Source organism: Psychromonas sp. SR45-3 (genome assembly GCF_014163575.1).
GTDB classification, from domain to species: Bacteria; Pseudomonadota; Gammaproteobacteria; order Enterobacterales; family Psychromonadaceae; genus Psychromonas; species Psychromonas arctica.
On sequence record NZ_JACJDP010000004.1, the window covers coordinates 100,009 to 124,976 of the forward strand.

Consider the following 24,968-nt stretch of genomic DNA (forward strand, 5'->3'; position numbering starts at 1 on the left):
TATGACTTGATTCATTGAATGGTCATTATTTAGCTTCGGCTGCATGTGGTTTGCAAAATGTACAAGCGACAACCTATAGTGGCGCCGTGACCTGTATAACACATGTCACGGGTATCTTTACCGATTTAGGGGGCATGATTAGTGCTAAGTTTAGAGTTGGACCGTTTGATAAAAGAAAAGGATTGTTAGTAAGCTTAATTATCGCTGGTTTTACTGTTGGTGGGTCATTGGGTGTGTACCTATTTGAGTTATTTAAGTTTCAGGCCTTATATATTCCTGCTTTAATATGTGTATTACTTACTCTTCCATATTCACTTTATAACGCAAAGCCAGCTAATTAAAAAATAATCATTTTTTGAAAAAAGCTATGATTGTAGTCATACAGTTTATTTGAAATTTTTAGCGTTAAGAACGACTAAGCGTAGGTTCTTGACCAATCACTGAATGTAAACTAAATTGTTGTCGTTGTGATCAGCGAATAGAGCCCACTGTCATGCTTTGATAATGTTATTTGATAGGATTCCAATATGTATCTAAAGTATAAAGTCACTATCAAGCTCGTCCTAATTGGTTAACTAGGAATTTACTTACCTTAATGAAAAATAATGTTTCAATGAAAACGATTACTTTTAAACAGCTGCAACTCCGCTTGTTGCTGTTTCTATTTGTTTTATTTACTAGTGCAGTTTTTAGTTATCGCCATTTTATTGAATTACCGCATTTAAAACAGAGTATCAGTAAATTGTCTGAAAGAGAGCTAGATACTTTAACTTATGGAATTAAGAGTAAATTGGATTTACTCTTCCGCGTTAACTTTGATTATGCTGTTTGGACATCAACCTATGAATTTATTCGCACACTAGATCAAGAATATATTGAAGAAAATACAGTTGATAATACATTTTTCAGCCTAGGGATAGATGGTATTTTTTATTTAGATGAAAATCTTAAACCTATTTTTACAAAGGGTTTCCATCACACTAAACGTATAGATCTTAAATTTTCATTCTATGAATTCGATAAATACCCTGTTAATGCAATGATCTTTCCTGAGCCGATTATTAGTAATGGAGCACCTAATAAACTTGGTTTTATTAATACTCAACATGGGCCCGCTATGTTTAGTACAACGCAAATTAGAGATTCGCACATGAATGGTGAAAATCGAGGTTATTTGGTCATGATACAATTGTTGGAGAAGCCTTTTACCACTGACTTATCGCGAATCACTTTAACTGAAATTAACTATCAATCTCCAATAAACAACATACCTGATTCAGATTTAATTAGTTGGGGTGTAAAACCTGAACAAATAACAATATCACCGTTCAGTTATATTGTGTTAGAGGATGCTAAAGGTAAGGCCGTTTCTATATTAAAAATGAAGCATGCGATTGGTAAAATACCAAATTTAATTAATCAACAAAGTGTCTTCTTTACAGCACTTATTAGTGTGTTGATTTATTTGGTTTACCTTGTTTTAGTGATGACTATTATTGATCCTGTAAAAAAGCTGGCAAAGGAAATAAAAGAGAGAGAAGGTATCCAAAAATTCTGTCCATTAAATGAGTCATTTATTGTAGCTGAGCTAGCTTTAGTGTCTCAAAATGTCAATAAATTGATGTTGACAGTGCAGGAGCAAAATAAAATTTTATCGGAGCAAGCCAATACCGATCCTTTGACTAAAATATTAAATCGTCGTGGGTTGATCAATGCTTTAGAAATACACAAAAAACTCTGTATTCGTAACAATATTACTTTCACGGTTGTTATGGTAGATATCGACCATTTCAAAGCTTATAACGATGCATTAGGCCATATACAAGGTGATGTAGCTTTGAGCGCTGTAGCTGACATACTTAATCAAGAATGTCATCGTAGCACTGATATTTGTGCGCGTTATGGCGGAGAAGAGTTTATGCTGCTGCTGACGGGAATATCCAGCGAGGATTTGGATAAGAAGCTGAACCATATAATACATAAAATGCAGCAACTCGCTATACCACATCCAGACTCTCCAACCGCTGATTATATTACAGTCAGTATGGGAGCAGTTACTATTAAACCGACTGAGATTGTCGATTTTGATATCGCATTAAGTGCCGTATTTAAAATTGCAGATAATGCCATGTACCAAGCAAAACACTCGGGACGTAACTGCTTTGTGGTGAGGGAATGAGTAACAAATTTCACATTGAAGCTGCTTAATTAATATTCGCAGTCGTCAATGCTAAGTTATCTGATGTAAGGAAGTAAATGTTAACCATCACCAATGTTGCTTATGGCCAGTATTAATCACTAAATCCTTGATGAATGAACTGCTGTCTTAATTGCACAAAGTTCTCCTCTGTACATTGTAAAAATTGCATCGCAAAGTTATATCCCTCAGGTTTAAATTTATCAAGCTTTGCTAATTCATATTCATTCATAATGATATGCATCGCTTCTTGTACTAGCTCTGCTTCATCTTCACCAATCAAGGTTTCTGGTGGATCGAAGTGTGTCACCATCCAGTCTTGAAGTTGTGCATTATCAATTTTGCTTTGTTCCCATAAGGTCAGGGTATCAATCAGCTGTTGTTTTGTGACAATAGGTTGAGTCATTGGATATCTCTCTGCTGGTATTGAATAGTAGTGATTAATGTTGATCATAACTGATCATAGGCGGGATAACTACTTGCTGATCATGACTATCCCATTTTACCAAGCCTGAAAAGGGGAAAAGTGGGTGGTTGTGTAAGGTGTTGAATAGTTAATAATGCTTTAATACACTTATTTATGATTTATATCGTATTTAAATCTCTATTATCTAAGGAACTATTTTGCGCAAATGAGTTTTTTAGGCATAATTAATGACTATCTTTTACTGACACATCACTTTCACCTGAGTCTCTTCTGTAGAATAGACTTAATTTGTTCAGGATCGATAATAAGTGATTGAATAGAATAATTAATTGATGAAACAGTAACAATAAAAATGAAGGGATGCTAGTGGCAGAAATAGATAATCGGGAGTTTATCCGCTTAAACCAAGTGAATTGTGGGGAACTTGTACATTTACAAATTATTACCGCCACTAAACCGATACGTTTAAAAACACGTCTAATTGGTGTTGATCCTAATATGTCGGTTATTTTGGCATTTGGCAACGATGCTACTTGGGAAAAAGCGACGCCTCATATTAAAGAATCAAAAGACGTTATCGTTCGCTTTATGAATAATGAAGATCAACAAGCTAGTGTGATTGCATTCCGATCTTCAATACAAAAAATAATGACTATTGCAGGGCGTTGGTTAGTTTTAGACTATCCTAAAGCGATTGAATCTGCTGAATTACGTCAACATCTTAGAGTCGCTGTAAAAATAGAAGCATCTTTACTAGATAGTGATGCTAACTCAGTTCTGGTAGCAGGTGTTTTAAGTGATATTTCTATTCAAGGTTGTGCTTTTATTACTCGTCAAAAAGAAGCATTAGACCTACATAACTTATACCGTCTGTCGATCACCTTTGAAGATGAAAGCGTTGGTAGTAGTGCTGATAAAAGTATTCAGCTATCTGTGGCTTTAAAAAATATTCAAACATCAATTGCTAATGGCCATACACAGTATGGGCTTGCTTTTATGACCCCAGAAAAAGAGACCAAACTAAGTATTCAAAAATTACTTTTACACCATTTACAAAAATAGCATTAGTTCTATCAATTACTATTTCTTGCTGTATCGCTATGCTGATACAGCTTAAATTAAAAATAGTTAAGCTGAAGTCACTCATTATTTTAATACAGGGAAGTTTATGACCTATTTTATTATATTAATCGTCAGCCTATTCACGATGCCGGCGATTGCTTCAAGCGAGGAACTTGATTATTTTGGTGGTAGCTTTGAAAACGATCTCTTTTTTGATGACGATGGAGGCTATAGTAATGGTTTGATGGTGAACTGGGGATATTATGATATCGATGCCCTAGACAGTGATAGCTTGCCTAATTGGATCGCATATTTAACGGATAGAACATATTTAAGCTCCCTAGCAAATAGACAATACGCAATTCATTACAATCTTGGTCACTTTATTCAAACACCTGTCGATATTAAACAAACCACGCTCATTGAAGAAGATGCTCCCTATGTTGGTCTTCTAGCTTGGGAAGTCAATATACTTGCTTATAATCAATCTATTATCGATGACCTCAGCTTAACAATTGGCATTGTAGGTCCTGCAGCTGGTGCCAAAGAGCTACAAAAGTCGGTCCATGAACAACTCAGTGCCAATCAGCCCATGGGCTGGGATAATCAAATAGATAATGAAGTTGTTGTAAGGTTACAACTAAAGCGCTTATGGCGTAATGCTAGCGTTGACCTTGGAAGTTCTGAGATTGATTTTATTTCTGGCCTTAGTGCAGGGGTGGGGAACTTATTATCCGATGCAAGTGTTGGTGTTGGAGTTCGTTGGGGACAGCAATTACAATCGAGCTTTGCTTCGAGCACGCCTTTTCCGATACAGCAATTAAAAGGGCAAACACCCAATGCAACTGGTTGGTATATATTTGCTAATTTATCAGGTTCTTATGTATTAAATGATATTTTCATCGATGGTAATACTTTTAACAGTAGCCATCATGTTAATTTAATTCATTTGCAAACTGCAGCAACAGTCGGTGCGGTGTTTAATATTTCTCATTGGAACTTGATGTATAGCCTGACCTATTCTTCCGACCAATATAAAGATCAGTCGGAAGATAGCCGTTTTGGTACACTTTCAGCGGCCTATCATTTCTAATAAATTAGTGGTTTTTGAGCTTTGCCGTTTAAATTTTATTCACCACAATGTTGTTTTGATCGAGGCGGATAAAGTGAAGCCTACTCATTCTAAGCAAATTTTATCCAACAAAGAGCATAACGCCTTGTGGTGAACCCGTAGAGCAACGTTTGCTGACTATTTCTACTGCATTTTCGCTTATTTGTGGGGATAACCACAAATAAGCTCAGTCTTGTATAAAAAGCCTGCAACGCGTTGCAAAAATAAGCTTGAAAGATAAACAGCCGCTAATAACCCATACTTAATGAAGAAGGAGTACGGGGATCGGAAGCACCGAATAATCCGCTGTCTTTCTTCATGATACTTTGTGTACTACCCATGGTAGATTGAAGTTTTAGTTTATGCCCTTTAGCTTCTAATAGTTTGATTGTATCCGCATTTAAACCTGATTCTATACGAATATAATCAGGTAACCATTGGTGGTGAATACGTGTTGCTGAAGTTGCTTCTGCGACATTCATACCATAATCGATAACATTAGAGATAACTTGTAATGTTGTTGTGATAATACGAGAACCGCCGGGTGTACCAGTCACCATAAATAACGCGTTATCTTTTAAAATAACCGTTGGACTCATTGAGCTAAGTGGGCGCTTACCGGGGGCAATTGCATTTGCTTCGCCACCAATTAAACCATAACCATTAGCATGGCCGGGTTTAGCTGAAAAATCATCCATTTCATTATTTAATAAAACACCTGTTCCTTGTGCAACAATACCCGACCCGTAACTATAATTTAAGGTATAAGTATTAGTCACCGCATTGCCCCATTTATCAACAATACTAAAATGTGTTGTTTGGTTACTTTCATAGGGTAAGTTAGCATCAGGTTGTACATCTTTGCTTAATGTTGCTTGATTTGGGTTAATACCCGTGACTAATTGTTTAGCATACTTTTTGCTGATTAATGTTTTTACTGGTACTTTTACAAAATCACTATCACCTAAGTGTAAACTACGGTCTGCATAAGCGCGGCGCATACTTTCAACTAAAGTATGAATATGTTGTGCGCTATTGTGTCCCATTGTAGTGATATCGTAGTTTTCTAGCATATTAAGAATTTGTACAATATGTACACCGCCCGAAGAAGGTGGCGGCATAGAGAAAACTTGATAACCACGGTAAGTCCCTTTAATAGCTTCACGCTCTACTATGTTATAATTTGCTAGGTCCTCTTCATTGACCACGCCATCAGCTTCTTTAATACTGCTGGCTATAGCCTTTGCAACTGGCCCTTGATAAAAACCTTTTTCACCTTGCTCGCTGATTAAAGTTAACGTTTTTGCTAAATCAGTTTGTTTAAGTAGATCACCGGCTTGATAATTTGAGCCATCTTTTTTATAAAAGATACTGCGCGTGTTAGGCCATTGACTAAGACGCTGTTGCATTGCTGTCAACGAGTTAGCTAAGTCTGCAGTTACCTCAATGCCTTGTGCGGCTAGCTTAATCGAAGGTGCCATCAGTTGTTCACGAGATAAGCTTCCGTAAGTTTTACGGGCATGCTCTAAGCCCATCACTGTGCCCGGAGTACCAATCGCTAGACCATGAAATTTAGAAAGGTCAGGAACCACTTCACCTTCTGCATCAAGGTACATATCACGCGATGCGCTAGCAGGGGCTTTTTCTCGATAATCAATGGCGATCACTTGTTTTTTATCTGCAAGGTAGACCAACATAAAACCACCACCGCCTAGGTTACCTGCTCTTGGTAAGGTGACTGCTAATGTATAACCCACTGCAACGGCTGCATCTACTGCATTACCGCCTTGTTTTAAAATATCGAGACCAATTTGAGTAGCAACCGCCTCCTGCGTTGCGACCATACCACTTCTTGCCCACACAGGATGATGAATCGCCATCTGGCTATAAATAGCAGTTTGTGGAGCAGGAGTTGTAATGATTGGTGTTTCAGTCACCACCGAAGTGACCGCAAATACACTTTGGCTTACGGATAATAACAAACAGGATATGAATATATTGTTGAGAGGCTTGCTTACTGTCTTTTTAATCAGAGCTAACATAATGTTGTTCCTTATTTGGCAGTGGTGCGATAGGTTATTTATAACATTGTTGTTCTTTTATATAAGTGCATACAGATTGTGGAGTTAAAAAGTTAATACTTTTATTTGTTGCGAGTAAATCGCGTATTTCAGATGACGATATGGCCAACTGTGTTGTACTTTGAAAATAAATATGGCCCGACAAAGAACGATGTAATTGAGTAGGGTTGCTTATTTGATGTTTTCTTAATAATTCACTGATAACGCTATTGAATTGAGGGTCCCAGCCGGGTCGGTGGCTGACAACTAAATGACAATAGCTCAATATTTCTTGATATCGATACCAAGAGTCAAATTGAATCAGTGAATCCATGCCCATAATAAAGCACAAAGGTGTCTCAGGATACTGTTCTCTTAGCAGTTTTAAGGTGTCGATCGTATAACTGTGAGAAGGTCGTAAAAGTTCTTGTGTAGTGAGTTGCAAAGTTGGTGTATCTTGAATGGCTAATTGCACCATATCAATACGTTGTTGCGCACTGGCCATGCTTTTGGCTTTATGTGGAGCGATATAATTAGGCATTAAGTATAGCGCTTGTAAAGCCAAAGCTTGTTGGATTTCTAGTGCAGGGCGCAGGTGTCCAAAATGAATGGGGTCAAAGGTGCCCCCTAAAAAACCTATTGCTGTTTGATTGCTTTTATTCATAGCAAGGTATCCTTAAGGGCTAGCTCTATTTTAAAAATTGATAACAGATCGCATCTAACTGTAACCAAGTATCTGATTTATTTTCAACCTTAACCGAGACCTCTAATTGCGCACATTGAATCAGCATATTTTCTAATTGTTTGGTTTTTAGTCGGGTTAAAGCATTCGTTACTAAGGCTTGTTTCGCAGGCCACAGTTTTGGTTTTTGTTGTGCCAATAAAGCAGCTAATGGCTGTTTTTTGAGTTGATAGGCATAGGCAAGTAGCTTTTGTATTTCACTACTTATTGTTGCACTGAGTAACAATAATTCAGTGCCTTCAGCATGTAGTTGTTTGATGATACGTGAATTACGCGCTTTATCACCAGCCAAAAGGCTATCCACCCACTGGAATAGACTAAAGTGATTATGAGTGGTAATACTTTGTTCTACCTGAGTAAGGTGTAAATGTTGTTTAGGAAATAAAATAGAGAGCTTTTCTATTTCCTGTTTGGCCGCTAATAAATTACCTTCAAAATGTAACACCAGAAAATCGATAACTTCCGAATTAGCCGTTAAACCAACAAATTTAAGGCGCTGAAATAACCATTGTGGAAAGCGTTGTGGTAACAGGGCATTGGTTGAAATAAATAAACCTTGTTGCTCTAACTTATTAAACCAGACACTTTTTAATTGTTGGCTATTAAGTTTTGGCCCCTTTAACACTAATAGAATATCTTCATTTAAAAGTGGAGTAATTTCACGAATAAAATCAGTATTTTCTTTGGTTGTTTTAAAAAGGGTGAGTTCAATAATTTGCTTTTCAGAGAATAAAGACAAAGTATTAAATTGACTAAAGATTTGGTCTTTATCGAAATTTCCATCCAAACTATAGCTAAAACGCTCTAGAAAACCTTGTTTTTTGGCATGAGATTGAATCTGCTCGAAAGCTTCAATGGACAGTAAAGGTTCATCGCCGAAGATTAAACAACAGGTCGGCAGTTTTTTTTGAATATGACTGCTTAATTGCTCTGGATAAATGCGCATTGAAATTACTCAGCCGATGGATCTTGCATGCTTAACATAGTCGAAATAACATGATCTGCTGCCACCGCACGTAACTCTTTGGTCAATAATTCCGCTTCTCGAGATTTGGCTAAGGCTTGTGTTGAATCGTCTAGAAAATCTCGATACAAATTAACACTAAAATCACGGGGGGTATAATTAGGCAATTTCAAAGAATACTTCATGACATAACCAATTTCTTTTTCTGCATTCTGAGCATTGGCATATAAAGAGATGGTACGTTCACTTTGACGTTCTGATTTAAGGTGTAATATTGCAGAACTTGGTGATGATTCAGTTAAAATTTTAATATTTGCACCACGTAAGCGTAATCTCACTAAGCGCGCTAATTCACCCTTTGGATTATTAGTTTGTAAGTAAATCTCTGGAAATTTTTCAACTAAACCATTGTTATGTTTAAGGTGAAATCCACAGCCACTAAGAAAAAAAGTCATGATCAACGTTGTTAATAACAACTTATGACGATAAAAAGCTTGAAGGTTAAATGAGTGCATAAACAGCCTTTTGATAGCATTTAATTGAGGTTAGAGAACAAACGAGGTTTGCTATTGTATTTAATAACAAACCCCTCAATCTAATTAAATAAAGTGAGGGGTTTGTTAAAATAAATGAGTAACGCTCGCTATTAAAATATTACTTTTTAACGTTAATTACTCATTAATTCTACTTATTAACAGCTAGTTAGCAATGATTAATTAGCAACGATTAATTTGCAACAATGTTAAGTAGTTTACCTGGTACATAGATAACTTTACGTACGGTTTTGCCTTCAGTAAATTTACTCACATTTTCATCTGTATTAGCAAGTGCTTCAACGTCTGCTTGCGTTGCATCAGCAGCGACAGTTAACTTTGCACGTAGTTTGCCATTTACCTGTACAACAATCAGTTTTGATTCTTCAACAAGTGCCGATTCATCAACCGTTGGCCATGGTGCAGATAAAATATCGTCTTCAGAACCTAATAAAGTAAACAATTCAGCACAAATATGCGGCGTGATAGGTGATAACATTTTCGTCACTGCAACTAATGCTTCTTGTAAAATAGCACGATCTTGTGCAGCCTCAGTTGGTGCTTTAGTCAATTTATTCATCAACTCCATCACTGCGGCAATCGCTGTATTAAAGGTTTGGCGACGACCTACATCATCACTTACTTTAGCAATAGTTTTATGCAACTCACGACGTAAAGTTTTTTGATCATTATTGAATGCTTTGATATCTAACGTTGCTACTTCACCTAATGCGACATGCTCAAATGCTAATCTCCATAAGCGTTTAAGGAAACGTAATGAGCCTTCTAAAGCTGAATCAGACCATTCTAGTGTCTGCTCTGCAGGCGCTGCAAACATCATAAACAAACGCACACTGTCTGCGCCGTATTTATCAATCATCACCTGTGGGTCAATACCGTTATTTTTTGATTTAGACATTTTGCTCATGCCATCATAAATAAGCGTTTGACCGTCAGCTGTTTTAGCTGATATTACTTTGCCTTTTGCATCTGTTTCTGTGATGGCTTCCGTTGGAGAAACCCAAACTTTGCCACCTTTTTCATCTTCATAGTAATAAGCATCTGCTAATACCATACCTTGAGTCAGTAATTTTTTGTAAGGTTCATCACAATCTACCAATCCAAAATCACGTAATAATTTATGGAAAAAACGTGAGTATAAAAGATGTAAAATAGCGTGCTCAATACCACCGATGTATTGATCTACCGGTAACCAGTAATTCGCTTTAGCGGGATCTAACATTTTATCGTCACTTTGCGGGGAACAATAGCGTGCGTAATACCAGCTTGATTCCATGAACGTATCAAACGTATCTGTTTCGTGTGTTGCAGGTTGACCGTTATACGTTGTTTTAGCCCACTCAAGGTCAGCTTTGATAGGTGAAACAATGCCGTTCATGGTGACATCTTCAGGTAAGATAACCGGTAACTGATCTTCAGGCACAGGCACAACCGTACCATCTTCAAGCGTTAATGTTGGGATTGGTGCGCCCCAGTAACGTTGACGTGAAACACCCCAGTCACGAAGACGGAAGTTAACCTGACGCTTACCTTTATTTTCACTTGTTAATCGCGCTTCTACTGCGTCGAATGCAGCATCAAAGTCTAAACCTTCTAAAGCAGTGAAGTCGCCAGAGTTAAAACAAACGCCTTTATCAGTAAACGCTTCAGTTGAAACATCAACGTCAGCATCAGCAGGTTTAATCACTGCTTTAATATCTAAACCGTACTCTTTTGCAAACTCGTAATCGCGTTGGTCATGAGCCGGTACAGACATAACCGCACCAGAGCCGTAACCCATTAATACAAAGTTAGCCGTCCAAATAGGAACTTCTTGTCCAGTGATCGGATGGATTGCTTTCAAGCCCGTATCGACACCTTCTTTAGGCATCGTTGCTAATTCAGCTTCCGCTAATTTAACGTTTTTACAGCTTTCACAAAATGCTGCTAATGTCGGGTTAGATTTTGCAGCTTCTAGTGCTAGTGGGTGCTGCGCAGCGACAGCAACGTAAGTTACCCCCATAACAGTATCTGGACGAGTAGTATAAACAGAGAAGGTTTGATCACTGTTTGCCACTTTAAAGTCCATCTCAATACCTTCTGAGCGGCCAATCCAGTTACGTTGCATAGTACGTACTTGCTCAGGCCATTCGTCTAGTTGATCTAAATCGTCTAATAATTCTTGTGCGTAAGCAGTAATTTTTATAAACCATTGTGGAATTTGTTTTTGTTCAACAACAGCTCCTGAGCGCCAGCCGCGTCCGTCAATCACTTGTTCATTGGCTAATACAGTCTGGTCAACAGGATCCCAGTTAACCGTAGCCATTTTTTTATACACTAAGTCTTTTTCTAATAACTTAGTGAAAAACCACTGTTCCCAACGGTAATATTCGGGTTGGCATGTTGCTAATTCGCGACTCCAGTCATAACCAAAACCTAGCTGTTTAAGCTGTGTTTTCATGTAAGCAATGTTTTCATAGGTCCAACCTGCTGGTGCAGTATTGTTTTTTAGCGCTGCGTTCTCTGCTGGTAAACCAAATGCATCCCAACCCATTGGTTGCATTACATTTTTTCCTTGCATACGTTGGAAGCGAGAAACTACATCACCTATGGTATAATTACGCACATGTCCCATGTGTAACTTGCCGCTTGGGTATGGAAACATTGAGAGGCAGTAATATTTTTCTTTTGATGGATCTTCTGTCGCTTTAAATGATTGATTGTCATCCCAATGCTTTTGGAATTTCGCTTCAATTTCTTTAGGGTTGTATAATTCTTGCATATTCAGTCTGCCTGCAATCAAAAATGGAATGATAATGGTGCGTTAGGATACAGGAGCAGGCGCTTGGCAACAATATTTATGAAGAATGAAGCTGATTTTTTTAAAAAAAATGAATTAATGAGAACAAGAACGGTCAAATATGACAATTAATTGATCATAATTTCTGAAAATTGTCGTAAGGTTATATAGTTAAGGATTTCCCCGACATTAAACATGGAGGCCACGTGGCTAAATTACATCAAGAGTTACTAGTTAACGATCAAGAGTTCGAGCTGCTATCTGAAATGTTGCTTGAAACTGAAATCATGAATGGTAAAGAACATAAGTACGATATTTCTGGTCAATCTGGTGGCAAAGAAGCCCTATTGTTTCAGCTTGGGTTAGCAGATGATTTGCAATTAGTAGCAAATTACGGTGATCACCACCTTGTTTTTCCAGTGCAAATGGAAATGGGGGATTTCACTAATTTCAGTATGTCATTAAAATCACCAAAAATTTACGAAACAGGTGAACATCTTCGTTCTTGGCGTTTAGCTGCTGATAAAACGATGAGTATTGTTAATGAGGCCGGTGAACTGTTGCCTTATCATGTTAAAGACTTATCAGCGTCTGGTATTTCCTTATTAATTGAAGATAATGAAAATGCTGCATTACCCGAAGTCCTCAATAATCTGTATTTACAATTACCAGACCGTGAACGCCTCCCTATTTGTGGTTCGCAAATACGCCGTATTGATCAGCATACTGTCGCTTATTCATTGGGCAAAGGAACAGACGATTCCGTGCTATCTTCATTAACTGAATACTTATTCGAATGTCATGCGGAACAACATCCTGAAGCGCATATAAGTCGATTTAAGTAATTGTTTTGTTTGAAATTTAGTCTTAATGTTGTTTATTTAAACTGTTTGTTCGATTATTCGCCAAGCAGTTTTTTTTTGTCAAAATAAACTTTACAACAGTGAGGCTAGTTCTGTATTATTCACCTCGTTCTGCGGAGGGGTGGCAGAGCGGCTGAATGCACTGGTCTTGAAAACCAGCGAGGGTTAATAGCTCTCCGAGAGTTCAAATCTCTCCTCCTCCGCCACATTAAGAAAAGCCACTTACAGTTTACTGTAAGTGGCTTTTTGCTTTATAAATATAAAATTTCTAACAATTAAAAAGTTCAAATCTCTCCAGCATCATCTTCCACATTGAGAAAAAATCTAACAATGACTGTAAGTGGCTTTTTGCTTTATAAATATAAAATTTCTAACAATTAAAAAGTTCAAATCTCTCCAGCATCATCTTCCACATTGAGAAAAAAGCTAACAATGACTGTAAGTGGTTTTTTGTTTTATAAATATAAAATTTCTAACAATTAAAAAGTTCAAATCTCTCCAGCATCATATTCCACATTGAGAAAAAAGCTAACAATGACTGTAAGTGGTTTTTTGTTTTATAAATATAAAATTTCTAACAATTAAAAAGTTCAAATCTCTCCAGCACCATCTTCCACATTGAGAAAAAAGCTAACAATGACTGTAAGTGGTTTTTTACTTTTTAAATATAAAATTTCTAACAATTAAAAAGTTCAAATCTCTCCAGCATCATCTTCCACATTGAGAAAAAGCTAACAATGACTGTAAGTGGTTTTTTGTTTTATAAATATAAAATTTCTAACAATTAAAAAGTTCAAATCTTTCCAGCACCATCTTCCACATTGAGAAAAAAGCTAACAATGACTGTAAGTGTTTTTTTGCTTTTTAAATATAAAATTTTCAAACAATTAAAAATTTCAATTCTTTCCTGCACCATCTTCATTAAAATGATCATCTAGTAATCTTAATTGTGAAAATATAATTTCTGCATTGTTTTCAACTGTGTTAATGAACTGTTTACGACTTTAAATACTCATTATTAATTATTTAATTTATTTTTGTGTGATTATTTTATTGCCTTAATATTAAAGTTAAGTAATATATAAATGCTTTTAAATCATCAACTTTCCCTGCTTTTCTTGGTTAAAGTGATGTTTTATAAGATCATCAATATTGGGCTTATAATAACTCCATAGCCTGACCTAAATAGACAGGAGTTAATTAAAAAGGATTTACCTGTGAAAGATATATTTTTCTTTGATTCAATGCTAACACCTAAAATAATTACATTTATATATTGGCTACTTTTATTGTCAGCAGTCATCACTGGTGTTATCACTATGTTTAGTGGTTACTCAGGTTTAACATTTTTTACTTTTCTAATGGGGATGCTATATATGGTTGGCGGGGCTGTTGGCGCACGAATTTGGTGTGAATTACTGATTGTCTTATTTAAAATTCACGAAAACTTACAGAAAATTGCTAATAAGTAAGCAAAACCAGTAACAGATCTAAATAGGTGTCGCTTATCGACACCTTTAAACGTCCTTCTTTGTTTCGTTAAATTATTAAATGCAGAATACTATTTACTTGAGCTTAATTGAGTAAGAATATTTTAGCCTGGTTAAACCTAATTAGCATTTTTAACATTGAACCATATATAATCAACGTGCTATTTTGTCCTCTAGAGTGTTTTTTTGTTGCTTTAGACCTTTTAATTCAGTCGCTTAATTTTTTTAAATATCTATTTCCGATTTATATTAAATGACTTTTCAGTGTGAAATTTAGAAAGTAGGCCTAATGTAATTGCACTTATTCGTTATGCTTTTTTAATTATTTCGCTTTAGGTATCTCCTTTTAGTTAATCCTTCTAGTCAGTTAATTTACTTGTGTAAGGTATTTAATGATAAAAAAATCTATTTATTCAATTGCTTTCGTCAGTATTATTATTGTCGTCATACTGGCGACGATCGCTACTCAGCAGCTTTATAGTTCGAAAGTGGGCACGTTAGATATTTCACTTAAAGAGATATCTGGTATTGAATATGATAAAAATGGCAATTTGTGGGGGATTAATGACGGGGATAATACTGCGCAATTACATCAAATAGAAAAAGATGGCAGCGTCAGTCGAAGTATTACTATTACTAATGCTAAAAATCTAGATTGGGAAGATATGACTCAAGATGATTTTGGCCATTTTTTTATTGGCGATTTTGGTAACAATGACAATATACGAAAATGGTTTACTATTTATAAAATTGAAAGCCCTATTGATATTAAAGGCACTGAGACTGAAGCTGAAATCATTAAGTTTACCTTTCCAAAACAATTACATTACCCCCCTAAAGCCTCAGAGAAAAACTTTGATTTTGAAGCCTTTGTCTTTTACAAAAAACATCTTTATATGTTTTCAAAAAATCGCACTAAACCTTTCGATGGTGATACAAATTTATATCGGATAGGGGACCATGCCGATAACTATGAAGCCGAATTTATTAGTAACTTTAATACTTGCACGACTTTAGAGGAGCTTTGCTGGATAACGTCCGCTGCATTGAGCCCTGATAGAACTAAGTTAATTTTATTGGATTCAGAGCGGTTGTGGTTATTTGAAAATTGGCAAGGTGATGACTTTTTCTCAGGTGATGCCTATAAAATAAATTTAGGAATCGTTACTCAAAAAGAAGCGGTTACATTTTTTGATAATAATACGGTTATTTTTACTGATGAAGAATTCAATGGAATAGGGCGCAACTATTACATGATTCAACTCGATAACGTTAAGAAAGAGAAAATAATTAAAACTGAAGCAATTGAAAGCGATGGGAAAAATGAGCCTGTAAAAGATGAATCTGTAAAAATAGAAGAGTGAGTTGAGTAATAAATTACAGCCCTAAATCATCTAGTGTGACCACTATTTTTCCGAACTGCATTCTCACAAAAGTATCATGGCTGTTTTTTCTCATGGATAAAGGGCTTAATAGAGGATAATTTATTAATACTGTTGGTTTATTCGACAGTTAACCTTTTTTAAGGCTCAATTATTTTACACTCGAATTATTTTACTATATTATTCATTTCGTTCTGCGGAGGGGTGGCAGAGCGGCTGAATGCACTGGTCTTGAAAACCAGCGAGGGTTAATAGCTCTCCGAGAGTTCAAATCTCTCCTCCTCCGCCACATTTAAGAAGGCTTCTCATATGAGAAGCCTTTTTTCGTTACAGATTAAAATCAAACGAGGTAGCTATGATTAATTTATTTATTGGTGGCGTACGAAGTGGTAAAAGTGATGCCGCTGAAAACCTCCTCAATAAGATAATCACGCAACAACCCTCATTAAAACCTGCTTACATCGCCACCAGTGTTGCCTTTGGTGAAGAAACTATTTCACGGATTAAGAAACACCAACAAAGCCGTCAATCTCGTTTTACACAATCAATCGCAACTTATGAATTAGACTATCAGAAAACTGATTTATTAGATGTGTTAACTGAACTTAATTCCTCAGAACATGTGGTCTTGATTGAATGTCTATCAACGTGGGTAGGGTGGTATTTATCGGCTGATAGTACATTGCAACAAAACCTGAATAATTTTGAACAGCAACAATTAAAATTATTAGCATTTTTAGAGACAGCTAAATGCAGCATTATTATTGTCACTGGTGAAGTTGGCTGTGGTTTAATCGGTGCTACAACTTTACAAAGACGTTATGCGGATAAATTGGGAGAGCTTAACCAACAAGTTGCAGCCTCATCAGATCATGTTTATTTATTAACGGCAGGTATCACCCAAACACTTAAATAATTGAAAAAGGTTCATTCAATAATCGATTTAGCTTTTTTTTAAAATAAAATTAACTTTTTTTAACTTTTCCCTTTAAATCTTAGTATTGCTCCCCATATAATTAATTAACCAGAATGGGGAAACCCAAAAATTCATAATATTAAGAGAAAAAATATGTCTGATTATACTACTCAAGAGCAACAAGCAAGTTACGGTATTGGTTTACAAATGGGCGAGCAACTTGCTTCAAATCCTTTTGAAGGCCTAGAAATTTCAGCAGTTTCTGCTGGTATTGCTGATGCTTTTGCTGGCGCAGAAAGTAAAGTTTCTCAAGAAGATCTACAAGCAGCTTTCCAAGTGATTTCTGCACGTATGCAAGCAGCAGCGGCAGAGCAAGCTAAAGTATTAGGCGCAGCTGGCGAAGCATTCCTAGCTGAAAACGCAAAGAAAGAAGGTGTTGTAGTAACTGAATCTGGTCTTCAATATGAAGTTATTGCAGAAGGCGAAGGCGAGAAAGCTACTGCAGACTCTACAGTAAGCGTTCATTACCACGGTTCTTTAATCGACGGTACAGTATTTGACAGTTCAGTTGAACGTGGTCAACCTGCTGAATTCCCAGTTGGTGGCGTAATCGCTGGTTGGACTGAAGCACTACAGTTAATGTCTCCTGGTGGCAAAATGAAACTAGCTATCCCTGCAGATTTAGCATACGGCGAACGTGGCGCAGGTGCTGCAATCGGTCCGCATGCAACATTAGTATTTGAAGTTGAATTATTAGCAATCAAATAATTAATTGCTCGATAGTATTATTCTACTAGCATGCTCTGCTAGCTGAATCAGAAAAGCCCTTATCGGTTATCCGCTAAGGGTTTTTTTATAGGAGAATTTTATACTTTGGGCATCATACCAATCATATTAATTAGCGGATCTATTTTACTTGTTAAAATAACTTATTGCTTTGTTGTAACTTTCGCAAAGGGAACAGCCATTTAGCTTAATTTACGCCTTGAAATTAGTATATGAACTAATATGAACAGGAAAAATGAGTTGCTCTTTATCGAAATGGCATAATTTAATTGGGGAACGATCAAAGTACTTATAACATTCTACCTCGTTAAATATTTCTGTTTTCCTAATCACTAAACGCTGCTTTTTATATACTTATGCCGATAGAAAAACTTAAATTCTTATACCGCTAGAAAAAAATTTACATTAATACGTCCGTTAATTGCTGCAAGTTAACATGCTTGAAATTGATTAAGTTTAGTGATTGTCCATCACCAACTCATCCATTATTTTGTGTTTACTTTAGGTTAGTGACTGTTAATACCCGCCGCTAAAATAATCAAGCAATTGTGGTAAAAATTCATAGCCTGTTATGCAGAGCAGCCAGAACCACGCACTCAAACTTAAGCGCTGTGCTGCCAATGATAGTGTCTCTAAATCAGGTGTGCTGTTTTGAGCGTTATTATGACCTAGTTTAGTAAATGTAATTTTATCTGTTTCATAGATCCTTACCCCGCCTAATTGCGTTTGAATACTAAGTGCAAAACTACTAAGTAACAACCCAGAGGAGAAGTGATGCCAATCTGAGCTTTGTTTAAACTTAGTGACGATTCCGGTTAATGGTCTATCGTAGAGAGGAAACGTAAAACTTAATAATAGATGTACGGGCATCTGTAATAATGTGGTGATAACAGAAGGTATTTGCCCAAGTACTTTGAATTGAGCTAATTTACAATTCCATTGCTGAGCGCATATTGTGAGTAATTGGTAAAATAATGCGCCGTAAATACCGCTTGCTAAGTACCAAAAAATAACACCAAACCAACCATTAGCAAGACGTAATACCAAAGATTCAATCATCGCTTTGTAAACGCCTAATAGCGAAAGCGGTTTGGTATCACGTAAAGTAAGTTGCGCTAGTAATAACTTTGCTCTAGCTAAGTTATTACTTTGTAAATTTTGACTAATGCTTTGATAAATTTGTATTTTATCATGCCAAGATAACAGCACATAGATCACAACAAAGTCGATAATAAAAGGTTTATAAACCACTAAATATAGCTGACTTATGATCAATACAATGGGGAAAAAAATGATAGAAAATGCCAATAAACTCGCTAAGCGCTTATACCCATCATTGCGTTCCGGTAGATTCACTTTCTTACCTATCTCTTGAAAAATAAGTGAAAAAGCCGAAAGTGGATTAAGGTCGGTAGGCAGTGAAAAGAAAAACGAACACAGCGCAGCAAAAATAAAGCTGAAGTAAATGCTGTGTTGTTCAAATAGCGCTAAAGCGGTTTCCATTAATTCAATCTATCTACAATGGCTTCTACTAATGTAGAGGCGTTTTTAGCGGCAACGGGTAAAAACTCTTCAAAAGATAATTCTGATTTTTTACCTGCTATGTCAGACAATGAACGGATGATTACAAAAGGTACTGAGAATTGGAAACAAACCTGTGCAATCGCAGCGGCTTCCATTTCACAAGCGGCCATTGTAGGGAAATTAGTACGGGCAATCTCAGCTTTGGTCGGGTCGGCCATAAAAATATCACCGGTACAAATTAACCCTTTAATAATATTCAAACCAGGTAACGTGTTCGCGGCTTGTTCTGCTACATCAATTAATGCAGGTGTTGCTTCAAAAGCGGCAGGTAATTGTGCCATTTGTCCGATTTCGTAACCAAAAGCCGTTAAGTCTACATCATGAAAACGTACTTCTGTTGAAATGACGATGTCGCCTACATTTAAAGCAGGATCAAAACCACCTGCTGAGCCTGTATTAATGACAGTATCTGGCGAAAATTTCTCTAATAATAAAGTAGTGGCTACCGCTGCGGCTACTTTACCAATCCCTGATTTTGTTAAAATAACTTGTTTGCCGTTAAGGTCACCTTGGTAAAATTCACAACCAGCGACTTTTGTGGTGATTACGTTATTCATCGCAGATTTTAGGATGCTAACTTCTTCATCCATTGCCCCAATAATGCCTATTTTCATATGATTTTCTCTTTGTTATCTTAATAAAAAGGTAATGCTAACATATTGTTTGCTATATCTTCACTCTAAGGTTTTTTTGTGGCGACGAACTGTGTAAAATCTCGCATAATTATTTATATTATCAGCAGTAAACTAGCAAACTAGGAAAAAGTAAATGAATGCCTTACTCGAAGATTTAAAAGCGCGTGGCCTAATTGCCCAAACAACCGCAGACGAAGAACTACATGAACATCTATCCAGTGCGAGTCGTACTTTGTATTGTGGCTTTGATCCTACTGCTGATAGTTTACACATTGGTAGCTTAGTGCCTCTATTAATCCTTAAACGTTTCCAGCAAGCAGGGCACAAACCGTTAGCTTTAGTAGGTGGTGCAACCGGTTTAATAGGTGACCCAAGCTTTAAAGCGGCAGAGCGTAAATTAAACAGTGACGAGATTGTTGGTAACTGGGTTGATTCAATTAAAAAGCAAGTCAGTGCTTTTATTGAATTTGGTGAGCAAGAGAATGCGGCTGAAGTCGTTAACAATCTAGATTGGATTGGTAAAATGGATAGCATCTCGTTTTTACGTGATGTGGGTAAACACTTTAGTGTTAATGCGATGATCCAAAAAGAATCTGTAAAGCAGCGTATTGACCGTGAAGGTGCAGGTATTTCATTTACTGAATTCAGCTACATGTTATTACAATCTTATGATTTTGCAGCATTGAATAAAGAAAAAGCCTGTACCTTACAAATAGGTGGTTCTGACCAATGGGGTAATATTACCGGCGGTATCGACTTAACTCGTCGTATGAATCAAGAAAAAGTGTTTGGTATTACTATGCCATTAGTGACTAAAGCAGACGGCACTAAGTTCGGTAAGACTGAGTCTGGTACTATTTGGTTAGACCCAACTAAAACGTCTCCATATGCATTTTTCCAATTCTGGATCACCACCCTAGATGCTGATGTTTACAAATTTTTACGCTACTTTACTTTCTTATCGATTGAAGAGATTGCAGCAATAGAAGAGACAGATAAAACAATCAAAGGTCGTCCACAGGGCCAAGCTATTTTAGCGCGTGAAGTAACACGTTTAGTGCATGGTGAAGAAGGATTAGCATCGGCTGAGCGTATTACCGAAGCATTATTTTCTGGGAACTTAAGCAGTTTAAGCGAGTCTGATTTAGCGCAATTAGCGCAGGATGGACTACCAGCAACTGAAGTGGCAACAGACAGTGCTTCTATTGTTGAATTATTAACAAGTTGTGAATTAGCGGCATCGAATAAAATGGCCCGCGAATTTGTTAATAATGGTGCTGTAATGGTTAATGGTGACAAAGTCACCGATACAGAAGCAACTATTGGAAAAATAGATGCTTTATTTGCTCGTTACACATTAATAAAACGTGGTAAGCGTTTATTTAACTTATTTATCTGGAAATAAAAGTGAATAATATGAACTTTAAAAGCGATTCAAAAAAGAATATTAAACAGGCTTTTGTGAAAATATCAATCGGCTCATTAGTTAGTGCATTTTCTTTATCAGCGATCGCAGCTGATAATACTGATACTTGGGTTGATATGAGTGACCCGACCGCGGTTTACTCCAATGCGAGTATTGGTGGTGGTAATGAAGGTATTGATTTATCAGCTACATACGGAGGTTATTTAAGTGGTGTTTATAAACACAGCTTTACCGTTGCAGCCAAACAAGATTTTGATTTTTATGAAGTGAATTATCTGTTGTTAAATTCTGCCTCTAAATCAGGTGTTACTTTTGATAGCACATGGGATAAAGATATTCGTATAGACCATACAAATTATGATGATGTGAATGATACCTCTGCCGGCGTGTTTGCTAAGCTTGGTTACTTAAATAATCGTTTAAATTTTTATCCTAAAATAAGTGTGGGTTTTATGTGGGCAAACCACATGCAAGACACCACCTATGTAAAATTTGATGCGACAACCCGTTATAGCTTTGACCGCCGTTTTTGGGTTGGTATTACACCTACTTATGCGCACGGCATGAAGGGCGTTAATTTTAACCAGTGGACTGCAACTATTGATGCCGGTGCACAATTGTCTGATACATTTGGTGTTAGTTTAAGTGCTAATGATGATGAAGAGTTTACCGCTAACGTTACTTTTGCTTTTTAAAAACTAAACCATAAGTTATAAATTAGTTAAACAGTATCTTAAATGATAAGTACTGTGTAATTTACTGGTTAATTTAATGAGTAGATTACCTATAAAAAGCCTGAATTATTTTCAGGTTTTTTTTTGCTTTTTCTAAGCTCAATCATAGTAGATAGCATCACTATTTATCATGATAGCGCCACTACCTTCATGCTTAACGTCTTATTCCTTTTACAATAATCAATGTTTATGTCTCTAAAGAGCCACCTTAACTTGCCTCAACATTTTCCTTTTCCAGTTCACCTGCGCATTTAACGGTATCGGTGATTGATATTTAATCAATGTACTTTCAGGTGATTTACACAAATAAGAATGATTACTATTATTTATACAAATAGTAATGATAGTTATTATTGATTATGGTATTTTATTATTTTATACTGCGCGACATTAACAAAAATGACGAAGTTGAGGTTATTCACCTCATCTTTTAACCTGATATTTGGATATTATCAATGAAATTTTTTCGTAATTTATTTCTTTCTTCTTTTATCGCCGTGATCGCTGCTAACTCATTTGCTTCAGCAAGCGATATTTCAATTAGTTCACAAAAAGACGCCGATGGTTTTAGCGTTGAGTTGAATGATCCCCGTTATACCAAATTAAAAACTTACCTTGTTGAAATGAAAGATGGTGACTTAATTCCTGCTGAATTAGTGGTACCAGAAAAAACAAGATTTCGTATCGTAATTCGTAATATCGGTAATAAGCCGGCTGAATTTGAAAGTAATCAGTTACGTCAAGAAAAAGTCTTGTTTATGAAAGCAGAAACCAGCGTAGTTATCATTCCTTTAGATATTGGTACTTATGATTATTTTGACGACTTTGCACCAACAACGCTGGGTAAAATTATAGTAAAAGGTAAGGAATAAAAAATGGGCCAGACTATATTTGTCGTATGCAGAGAGAGCATTGAAGCGCTCTTAGTAATTGGAATTCTGTATGCTTGGATGAATGATAGGCAGGATGCCAAAACAGGAAAAAGATGGTTGTTTGCCGGAATAGTAGCTGGATTCGGGCTAGCAACATTGCTCACATTAACGTTGATTGGTGTGACAGATATTTTAGGTGGCGAAGCACGTACTTGGTTTGAAATTGGAATGTTGACCTTTGCGAGTGCGTTAATTGTCCAGATGGTTATGTGGATGCGCGTTCACGGTCGCACGTTAAAGCAAGAAATTGAAAGTGGATTAGAAACAAACTTGAGCGGTGAAAAGAATTGGTGGGGGGTGTTCTTCCTGGCGATGATCGCAGTAGGGCGTGAAGGCTCTGAAACAGTGATGTTCCTATATGGTTCTCTTTTACAACTAGATTCTTTTGCCTCTTATATGAGTTTCTTCATGGCGGCGTCTATTGGCTTGGCATTGGCGATGATTTTGTTTTATGCCTTGCAACTAGGCGGACGCTTTATTTCATGGAAGTGGTTCTTCAGAGTGACTGAAATTATGTTGCTTTTCTTAGGCTCTGCTTTGTTTTTAGCGGCTTCAGAAAAACTATTAAGTGGTCCTTTAGGGGCAACCGATTTACCTGGTTGGATGTATAGCAACATGTGGGATATGACCAGTGTGTTAAGTGATAGCTCAGTATTAGGTAATTTATTAGCTTCATTATTTGCTTATCGCTCACAACCTATTGGTTGGGATCTGATGATCTTAAGTGCTTTTTGGGTGGCCGTATTACTGTTACTTAAATGGCAGTCTCGTGAAAAGAATAAACCCTTTACACAAACCGTCGTTAACGCAGTTAGCAACAATTAATTAAATTGCAGGAAGCAAAAAATAAAAAGTTTTCTTAATTTATTAATCTAAAACTTATAATTTTTAATGTATCTAGGAGTATCAAAGTGAAAAGAACAATTTTAAGTACTATTATCGCTGGCGCTGTATTAGCTTTTTCTGTACCAAGCCAAGCAGCTGTTTCACAAAGTGATAAATTAGCGACGTTATCGACTTATGCAAGCATTGCATCTGTTAACTATTCAGACGCGGTAAAAGATGCAAAAGCACTACAAGTTGCGATCAGCAATTTTGCAAAAAAACCAACTAAAGCCTCGTTACAAGCTGCCAAAGATGCTTGGTTAGTTTCTCGCGAAAGCTACGGTACGACTGAAATATTCCGCCTTTCAAATGGTCCTATCGATGCAGAAAGTGGTTGGGTAGCTGAAACTTACGGTGGTGTTGAAGGCGAGCTAAATTCTTGGCCTTTAGATGAAAACATGATCGATTACACCATTGATGCAAACAACAAACGCACAAGCGGTAATATTATCGATACTAAAGGTACGTTTACACCGGGTGGTGAAGACGTGACTGCTGTTGATGTGACAACACTAACAGCATCAGTATTAGGTGAACTAAATACAAATGGTGGCGATGCAAATGTTGCTGCTGGTTACCATGCGATTGAATTTATGCTTTGGGGTCAAGACCAAGATTATAACAATATGATCGAAGATTCTGTCACTAACGGTGCGATGACAGCTGGTCAACGTCCACTTACTGATTTTACAACGGATAAGTTTGCTAAGCGTCGTCTTGATTACTTAAATGCGGTTGCTGAAAAAATGGTTGATGATCTATCTGTTGTATCGGGTGCTTGGGCTGATAACGTAAGTGGCGATAAAGGTCTATACCGTGCCGCTTTACTAGACAAGTTAACGGGTGACCAAAAATCTAAAAACATCGAAACAGCGACGTCACTAAAACAAATCTTTGCAGGTGTGGGTGTCTTCTCTAAATCAGAGCTAGCTAACGAACGTATTGCTGTTGCAGTATTAACGCCAAGTGAAGAAGATGAGCATTCATGTTTCTCTGATAATACACATCGTGATATTGCATTGAACTATCAAGGTATTAAAAACGTATTATTAGGTGAATACAAAGGCAAGAAAGTAGGCCCTGCTTTTATCGATAACGTATCTGATGAAGAGCAAGCTGAAATTGCTGAATTAATGGCTGATATCGAAACGCGTATTGCTACCATCAACAGATTAGCAACCACGACGATGCACTTTGATTACCAAATTCGTCCAGAAAACGAAGAAAGTGTACAAAATATTGTCACGCTTAAAAACCAATTACGTCGTTTAGGTGACCAAATGGTCATTGTTTCTAAAGCATACGGTATTTCACTAACAACAAATGATGTTACAGACGCTGAAGAAACACAACTCTAAAGCGGTATTACTGTAGTGATACAGTCAGTTGATCATTAAAAACGCCACTAACTGGGTTCGGTTAGTGGCGTTTGTCATTCC

General features: G+C 36.7%; 22 protein-coding genes and 2 tRNA genes. 16 read left to right on the top strand and 8 right to left on the bottom strand.

Going from position 1 to position 24,968, the window contains the following annotated elements; all coding sequences use genetic code 11:
* Positions 1 to 14 precede the first annotated feature (14 nt).
* Together H5084_RS19910 and H5084_RS04035 are read left to right on the top strand one after the other, a co-directional pair.
* Positions 15 to 341, top strand: a complete 327-nt coding sequence (locus tag H5084_RS19910) for a YoaK family protein (protein WP_310735733.1) — start codon at positions 15 to 17, stop codon at positions 339 to 341.
* Positions 342 to 595: 254 nt separating this feature from the next.
* Positions 596 to 2,179, top strand: coding sequence for a diguanylate cyclase (locus H5084_RS04035; RefSeq protein WP_182689609.1), 1,584 nt, complete (start codon positions 596 to 598; stop codon positions 2,177 to 2,179).
* A gap of 112 nt (positions 2,180 to 2,291) precedes the next feature.
* Here H5084_RS04035 and H5084_RS04040 read toward each other — a convergent pair whose 3' ends face one another.
* On the bottom strand, positions 2,292 to 2,603 hold the full coding sequence (locus tag H5084_RS04040) for a hypothetical protein (protein WP_182689610.1): 312 nt from the start codon (positions 2,601 to 2,603) through the stop codon (positions 2,292 to 2,294).
* A gap of 387 nt (positions 2,604 to 2,990) precedes the next feature.
* Here H5084_RS04040 and H5084_RS19915 point away from each other — a divergent pair, with 387 nt between their 5' ends.
* Positions 2,991 to 3,686, top strand: coding sequence for a PilZ domain-containing protein (locus H5084_RS19915; RefSeq protein ID WP_182689611.1), 696 nt, complete (start codon positions 2,991 to 2,993; stop codon positions 3,684 to 3,686).
* A 106-nt stretch (positions 3,687 to 3,792) separates the two neighbouring features.
* The gene (locus H5084_RS04050; RefSeq protein ID WP_182689612.1) at positions 3,793 to 4,779 is read left to right on the top strand and encodes a lipid A deacylase LpxR family protein; all 987 of its coding nucleotides are present in this window, start codon (positions 3,793 to 3,795) and stop codon (positions 4,777 to 4,779) included.
* Between the two features lie 266 nt (positions 4,780 to 5,045).
* Here H5084_RS04050 and ggt read toward each other — a convergent pair whose 3' ends face one another.
* The 5 genes from ggt to leuS all read right to left on the bottom strand — a co-directional run bounded on the left by ggt (position 5,046) and on the right by leuS (position 11,878).
* Positions 5,046 to 6,839 (bottom strand): gamma-glutamyltransferase, encoded by a 1,794-nt coding sequence (gene ggt, locus H5084_RS04055; RefSeq protein WP_156916155.1) that lies wholly within the window; start codon positions 6,837 to 6,839, stop codon positions 5,046 to 5,048.
* A 34-nt stretch (positions 6,840 to 6,873) separates the two neighbouring features.
* On the bottom strand, positions 6,874 to 7,521 hold the full coding sequence (gene nadD / locus H5084_RS04060; protein WP_028870036.1) for a nicotinate-nucleotide adenylyltransferase: 648 nt from the start codon (positions 7,519 to 7,521) through the stop codon (positions 6,874 to 6,876).
* Between the two features lie 25 nt (positions 7,522 to 7,546).
* The gene (holA, locus tag H5084_RS04065) at positions 7,547 to 8,545 is read right to left on the bottom strand and encodes a DNA polymerase III subunit delta (RefSeq protein WP_182689613.1); all 999 of its coding nucleotides are present in this window, start codon (positions 8,543 to 8,545) and stop codon (positions 7,547 to 7,549) included.
* A 5-nt stretch (positions 8,546 to 8,550) separates the two neighbouring features.
* On the bottom strand, positions 8,551 to 9,078 hold the full coding sequence (lptE, locus tag H5084_RS04070; protein ID WP_028870038.1) for an LPS assembly lipoprotein LptE: 528 nt from the start codon (positions 9,076 to 9,078) through the stop codon (positions 8,551 to 8,553).
* Between the two features lie 211 nt (positions 9,079 to 9,289).
* Positions 9,290 to 11,878 carry a leucine--tRNA ligase gene (gene leuS / locus H5084_RS04075; protein ID WP_182689614.1) on the bottom strand — a complete coding sequence of 863 codons (2,589 nt, stop codon included), beginning with the start codon at positions 11,876 to 11,878 and terminating at the stop codon, positions 9,290 to 9,292.
* Positions 11,879 to 12,102: 224 nt separating this feature from the next.
* Here leuS and H5084_RS04080 point away from each other — a divergent pair, with 224 nt between their 5' ends.
* The 7 genes from H5084_RS04080 (at position 12,103) to H5084_RS04110 (ending at position 17,315) form a co-directional block, all read left to right on the top strand.
* A complete protein-coding gene (locus H5084_RS04080; protein ID WP_028870040.1) occupies positions 12,103 to 12,741 on the top strand; it encodes a PilZ domain-containing protein in 639 nt (212 codons plus the stop codon).
* Positions 12,742 to 12,874: 133 nt separating this feature from the next.
* Positions 12,875 to 12,965, top strand: a tRNA-Ser gene (locus H5084_RS04085).
* Positions 12,966 to 13,976: 1,011 nt separating this feature from the next.
* Entirely contained in the window at positions 13,977 to 14,231 is a 255-nt protein-coding gene (locus H5084_RS04090; protein ID WP_028870041.1) for a DUF4282 domain-containing protein, read from the top strand.
* Positions 14,232 to 14,641: 410 nt separating this feature from the next.
* The gene (locus H5084_RS04095; protein WP_259396674.1) at positions 14,642 to 15,613 is read left to right on the top strand and encodes a hypothetical protein; all 972 of its coding nucleotides are present in this window, start codon (positions 14,642 to 14,644) and stop codon (positions 15,611 to 15,613) included.
* Between the two features lie 216 nt (positions 15,614 to 15,829).
* Positions 15,830 to 15,920 (top strand) — tRNA-Ser (locus tag H5084_RS04100).
* A 66-nt stretch (positions 15,921 to 15,986) separates the two neighbouring features.
* Complete coding sequence (locus H5084_RS04105; protein ID WP_028870042.1) at positions 15,987 to 16,547, top strand: bifunctional adenosylcobinamide kinase/adenosylcobinamide-phosphate guanylyltransferase; 561 nt, start codon at positions 15,987 to 15,989, stop codon at positions 16,545 to 16,547.
* A gap of 153 nt (positions 16,548 to 16,700) precedes the next feature.
* The gene (locus H5084_RS04110) at positions 16,701 to 17,315 is read left to right on the top strand and encodes an FKBP-type peptidyl-prolyl cis-trans isomerase (RefSeq protein WP_028870043.1); all 615 of its coding nucleotides are present in this window, start codon (positions 16,701 to 16,703) and stop codon (positions 17,313 to 17,315) included.
* Positions 17,316 to 17,849: 534 nt separating this feature from the next.
* Here H5084_RS04110 and H5084_RS04115 read toward each other — a convergent pair.
* Together H5084_RS04115 and mtnN are read right to left on the bottom strand one after the other, a co-directional pair.
* The gene (locus H5084_RS04115; protein ID WP_028870044.1) at positions 17,850 to 18,836 is read right to left on the bottom strand and encodes a cobalamin biosynthesis protein; all 987 of its coding nucleotides are present in this window, start codon (positions 18,834 to 18,836) and stop codon (positions 17,850 to 17,852) included.
* Positions 18,836 to 19,531, bottom strand: a complete 696-nt coding sequence (gene mtnN, locus H5084_RS04120; protein WP_182689615.1) for a 5'-methylthioadenosine/S-adenosylhomocysteine nucleosidase — start codon at positions 19,529 to 19,531, stop codon at positions 18,836 to 18,838. The genes H5084_RS04115 and mtnN overlap by 1 nt, the downstream gene beginning before the upstream one ends.
* Positions 19,532 to 19,685: 154 nt before the next feature.
* On the opposite strand from mtnN, the gene tyrS reads away from it, so the two are divergent.
* The 5 genes from tyrS (at position 19,686) to H5084_RS04145 (ending at position 24,887) form a co-directional block, all read left to right on the top strand.
* Positions 19,686 to 20,957: a tyrosine--tRNA ligase gene (tyrS, locus tag H5084_RS04125; protein WP_182689616.1), complete on the top strand. Its 1,272-nt coding sequence runs from the start codon at positions 19,686 to 19,688 to the stop codon at positions 20,955 to 20,957.
* Between the two features lie 11 nt (positions 20,958 to 20,968).
* The gene (locus tag H5084_RS04130) at positions 20,969 to 21,673 is read left to right on the top strand and encodes a hypothetical protein (RefSeq protein WP_051369255.1); all 705 of its coding nucleotides are present in this window, start codon (positions 20,969 to 20,971) and stop codon (positions 21,671 to 21,673) included.
* Positions 21,674 to 22,167: 494 nt separating this feature from the next.
* Positions 22,168 to 22,584, top strand: a complete 417-nt coding sequence (locus H5084_RS04135; RefSeq protein ID WP_182689617.1) for a cupredoxin domain-containing protein — start codon at positions 22,168 to 22,170, stop codon at positions 22,582 to 22,584.
* A 3-nt stretch (positions 22,585 to 22,587) separates the two neighbouring features.
* Positions 22,588 to 23,469 (top strand): FTR1 family protein, encoded by an 882-nt coding sequence (locus H5084_RS04140; protein ID WP_182689618.1) that lies wholly within the window; start codon positions 22,588 to 22,590, stop codon positions 23,467 to 23,469.
* 86 nt (positions 23,470 to 23,555) lie between these two features.
* Positions 23,556 to 24,887, top strand: a complete 1,332-nt coding sequence (locus H5084_RS04145; protein WP_211235689.1) for an imelysin family protein — start codon at positions 23,556 to 23,558, stop codon at positions 24,885 to 24,887.
* The last annotated feature ends 81 nt before the right edge of the window (positions 24,888 to 24,968 follow it).

What these genes read in the sequence shown, in the direction of transcription:
- H5084_RS04110 (WP_028870043.1), top strand. Translation starts at nt 16,701, where the DNA reads ATGTCTGATTATACTACTCAAGAGCAACAAGCAAGTTACGGTATTGGT.
- tyrS (WP_182689616.1), top strand. Translation starts at nt 19,686, where the DNA reads ATGAATGCCTTACTCGAAGATTTAAAAGCGCGTGGCCTAATTGCCCAA.
- ggt (WP_156916155.1), bottom strand. Translation starts at nt 6,839, where the DNA reads ATGTTAGCTCTGATTAAAAAGACAGTAAGCAAGCCTCTCAACAATATA.
- H5084_RS04115 (WP_028870044.1), bottom strand. Translation starts at nt 18,836, where the DNA reads ATGGAAACCGCTTTAGCGCTATTTGAACAACACAGCATTTACTTCAGC.
- mtnN (WP_182689615.1), bottom strand. Translation starts at nt 19,531, where the DNA reads ATGAAAATAGGCATTATTGGGGCAATGGATGAAGAAGTTAGCATCCTA.
- H5084_RS04105 (WP_028870042.1), top strand. Translation starts at nt 15,987, where the DNA reads ATGATTAATTTATTTATTGGTGGCGTACGAAGTGGTAAAAGTGATGCC.
- H5084_RS04140 (WP_182689618.1), top strand. Translation starts at nt 22,588, where the DNA reads ATGGGCCAGACTATATTTGTCGTATGCAGAGAGAGCATTGAAGCGCTC.
- H5084_RS04050 (WP_182689612.1), top strand. Translation starts at nt 3,793, where the DNA reads ATGACCTATTTTATTATATTAATCGTCAGCCTATTCACGATGCCGGCG.
- H5084_RS04095 (WP_259396674.1), top strand. Translation starts at nt 14,642, where the DNA reads ATGATAAAAAAATCTATTTATTCAATTGCTTTCGTCAGTATTATTATT.
- lptE (WP_028870038.1), bottom strand. Translation starts at nt 9,078, where the DNA reads ATGCACTCATTTAACCTTCAAGCTTTTTATCGTCATAAGTTGTTATTA.
- H5084_RS04130 (WP_051369255.1), top strand. Translation starts at nt 20,969, where the DNA reads ATGAACTTTAAAAGCGATTCAAAAAAGAATATTAAACAGGCTTTTGTG.
- nadD (WP_028870036.1), bottom strand. Translation starts at nt 7,521, where the DNA reads ATGAATAAAAGCAATCAAACAGCAATAGGTTTTTTAGGGGGCACCTTT.
- holA (WP_182689613.1), bottom strand. Translation starts at nt 8,545, where the DNA reads ATGCGCATTTATCCAGAGCAATTAAGCAGTCATATTCAAAAAAAACTG.
- leuS (WP_182689614.1), bottom strand. Translation starts at nt 11,878, where the DNA reads ATGCAAGAATTATACAACCCTAAAGAAATTGAAGCGAAATTCCAAAAG.
- H5084_RS04135 (WP_182689617.1), top strand. Translation starts at nt 22,168, where the DNA reads ATGAAATTTTTTCGTAATTTATTTCTTTCTTCTTTTATCGCCGTGATC.
- H5084_RS04035 (WP_182689609.1), top strand. Translation starts at nt 596, where the DNA reads ATGAAAAATAATGTTTCAATGAAAACGATTACTTTTAAACAGCTGCAA.
- H5084_RS04040 (WP_182689610.1), bottom strand. Translation starts at nt 2,603, where the DNA reads ATGACTCAACCTATTGTCACAAAACAACAGCTGATTGATACCCTGACC.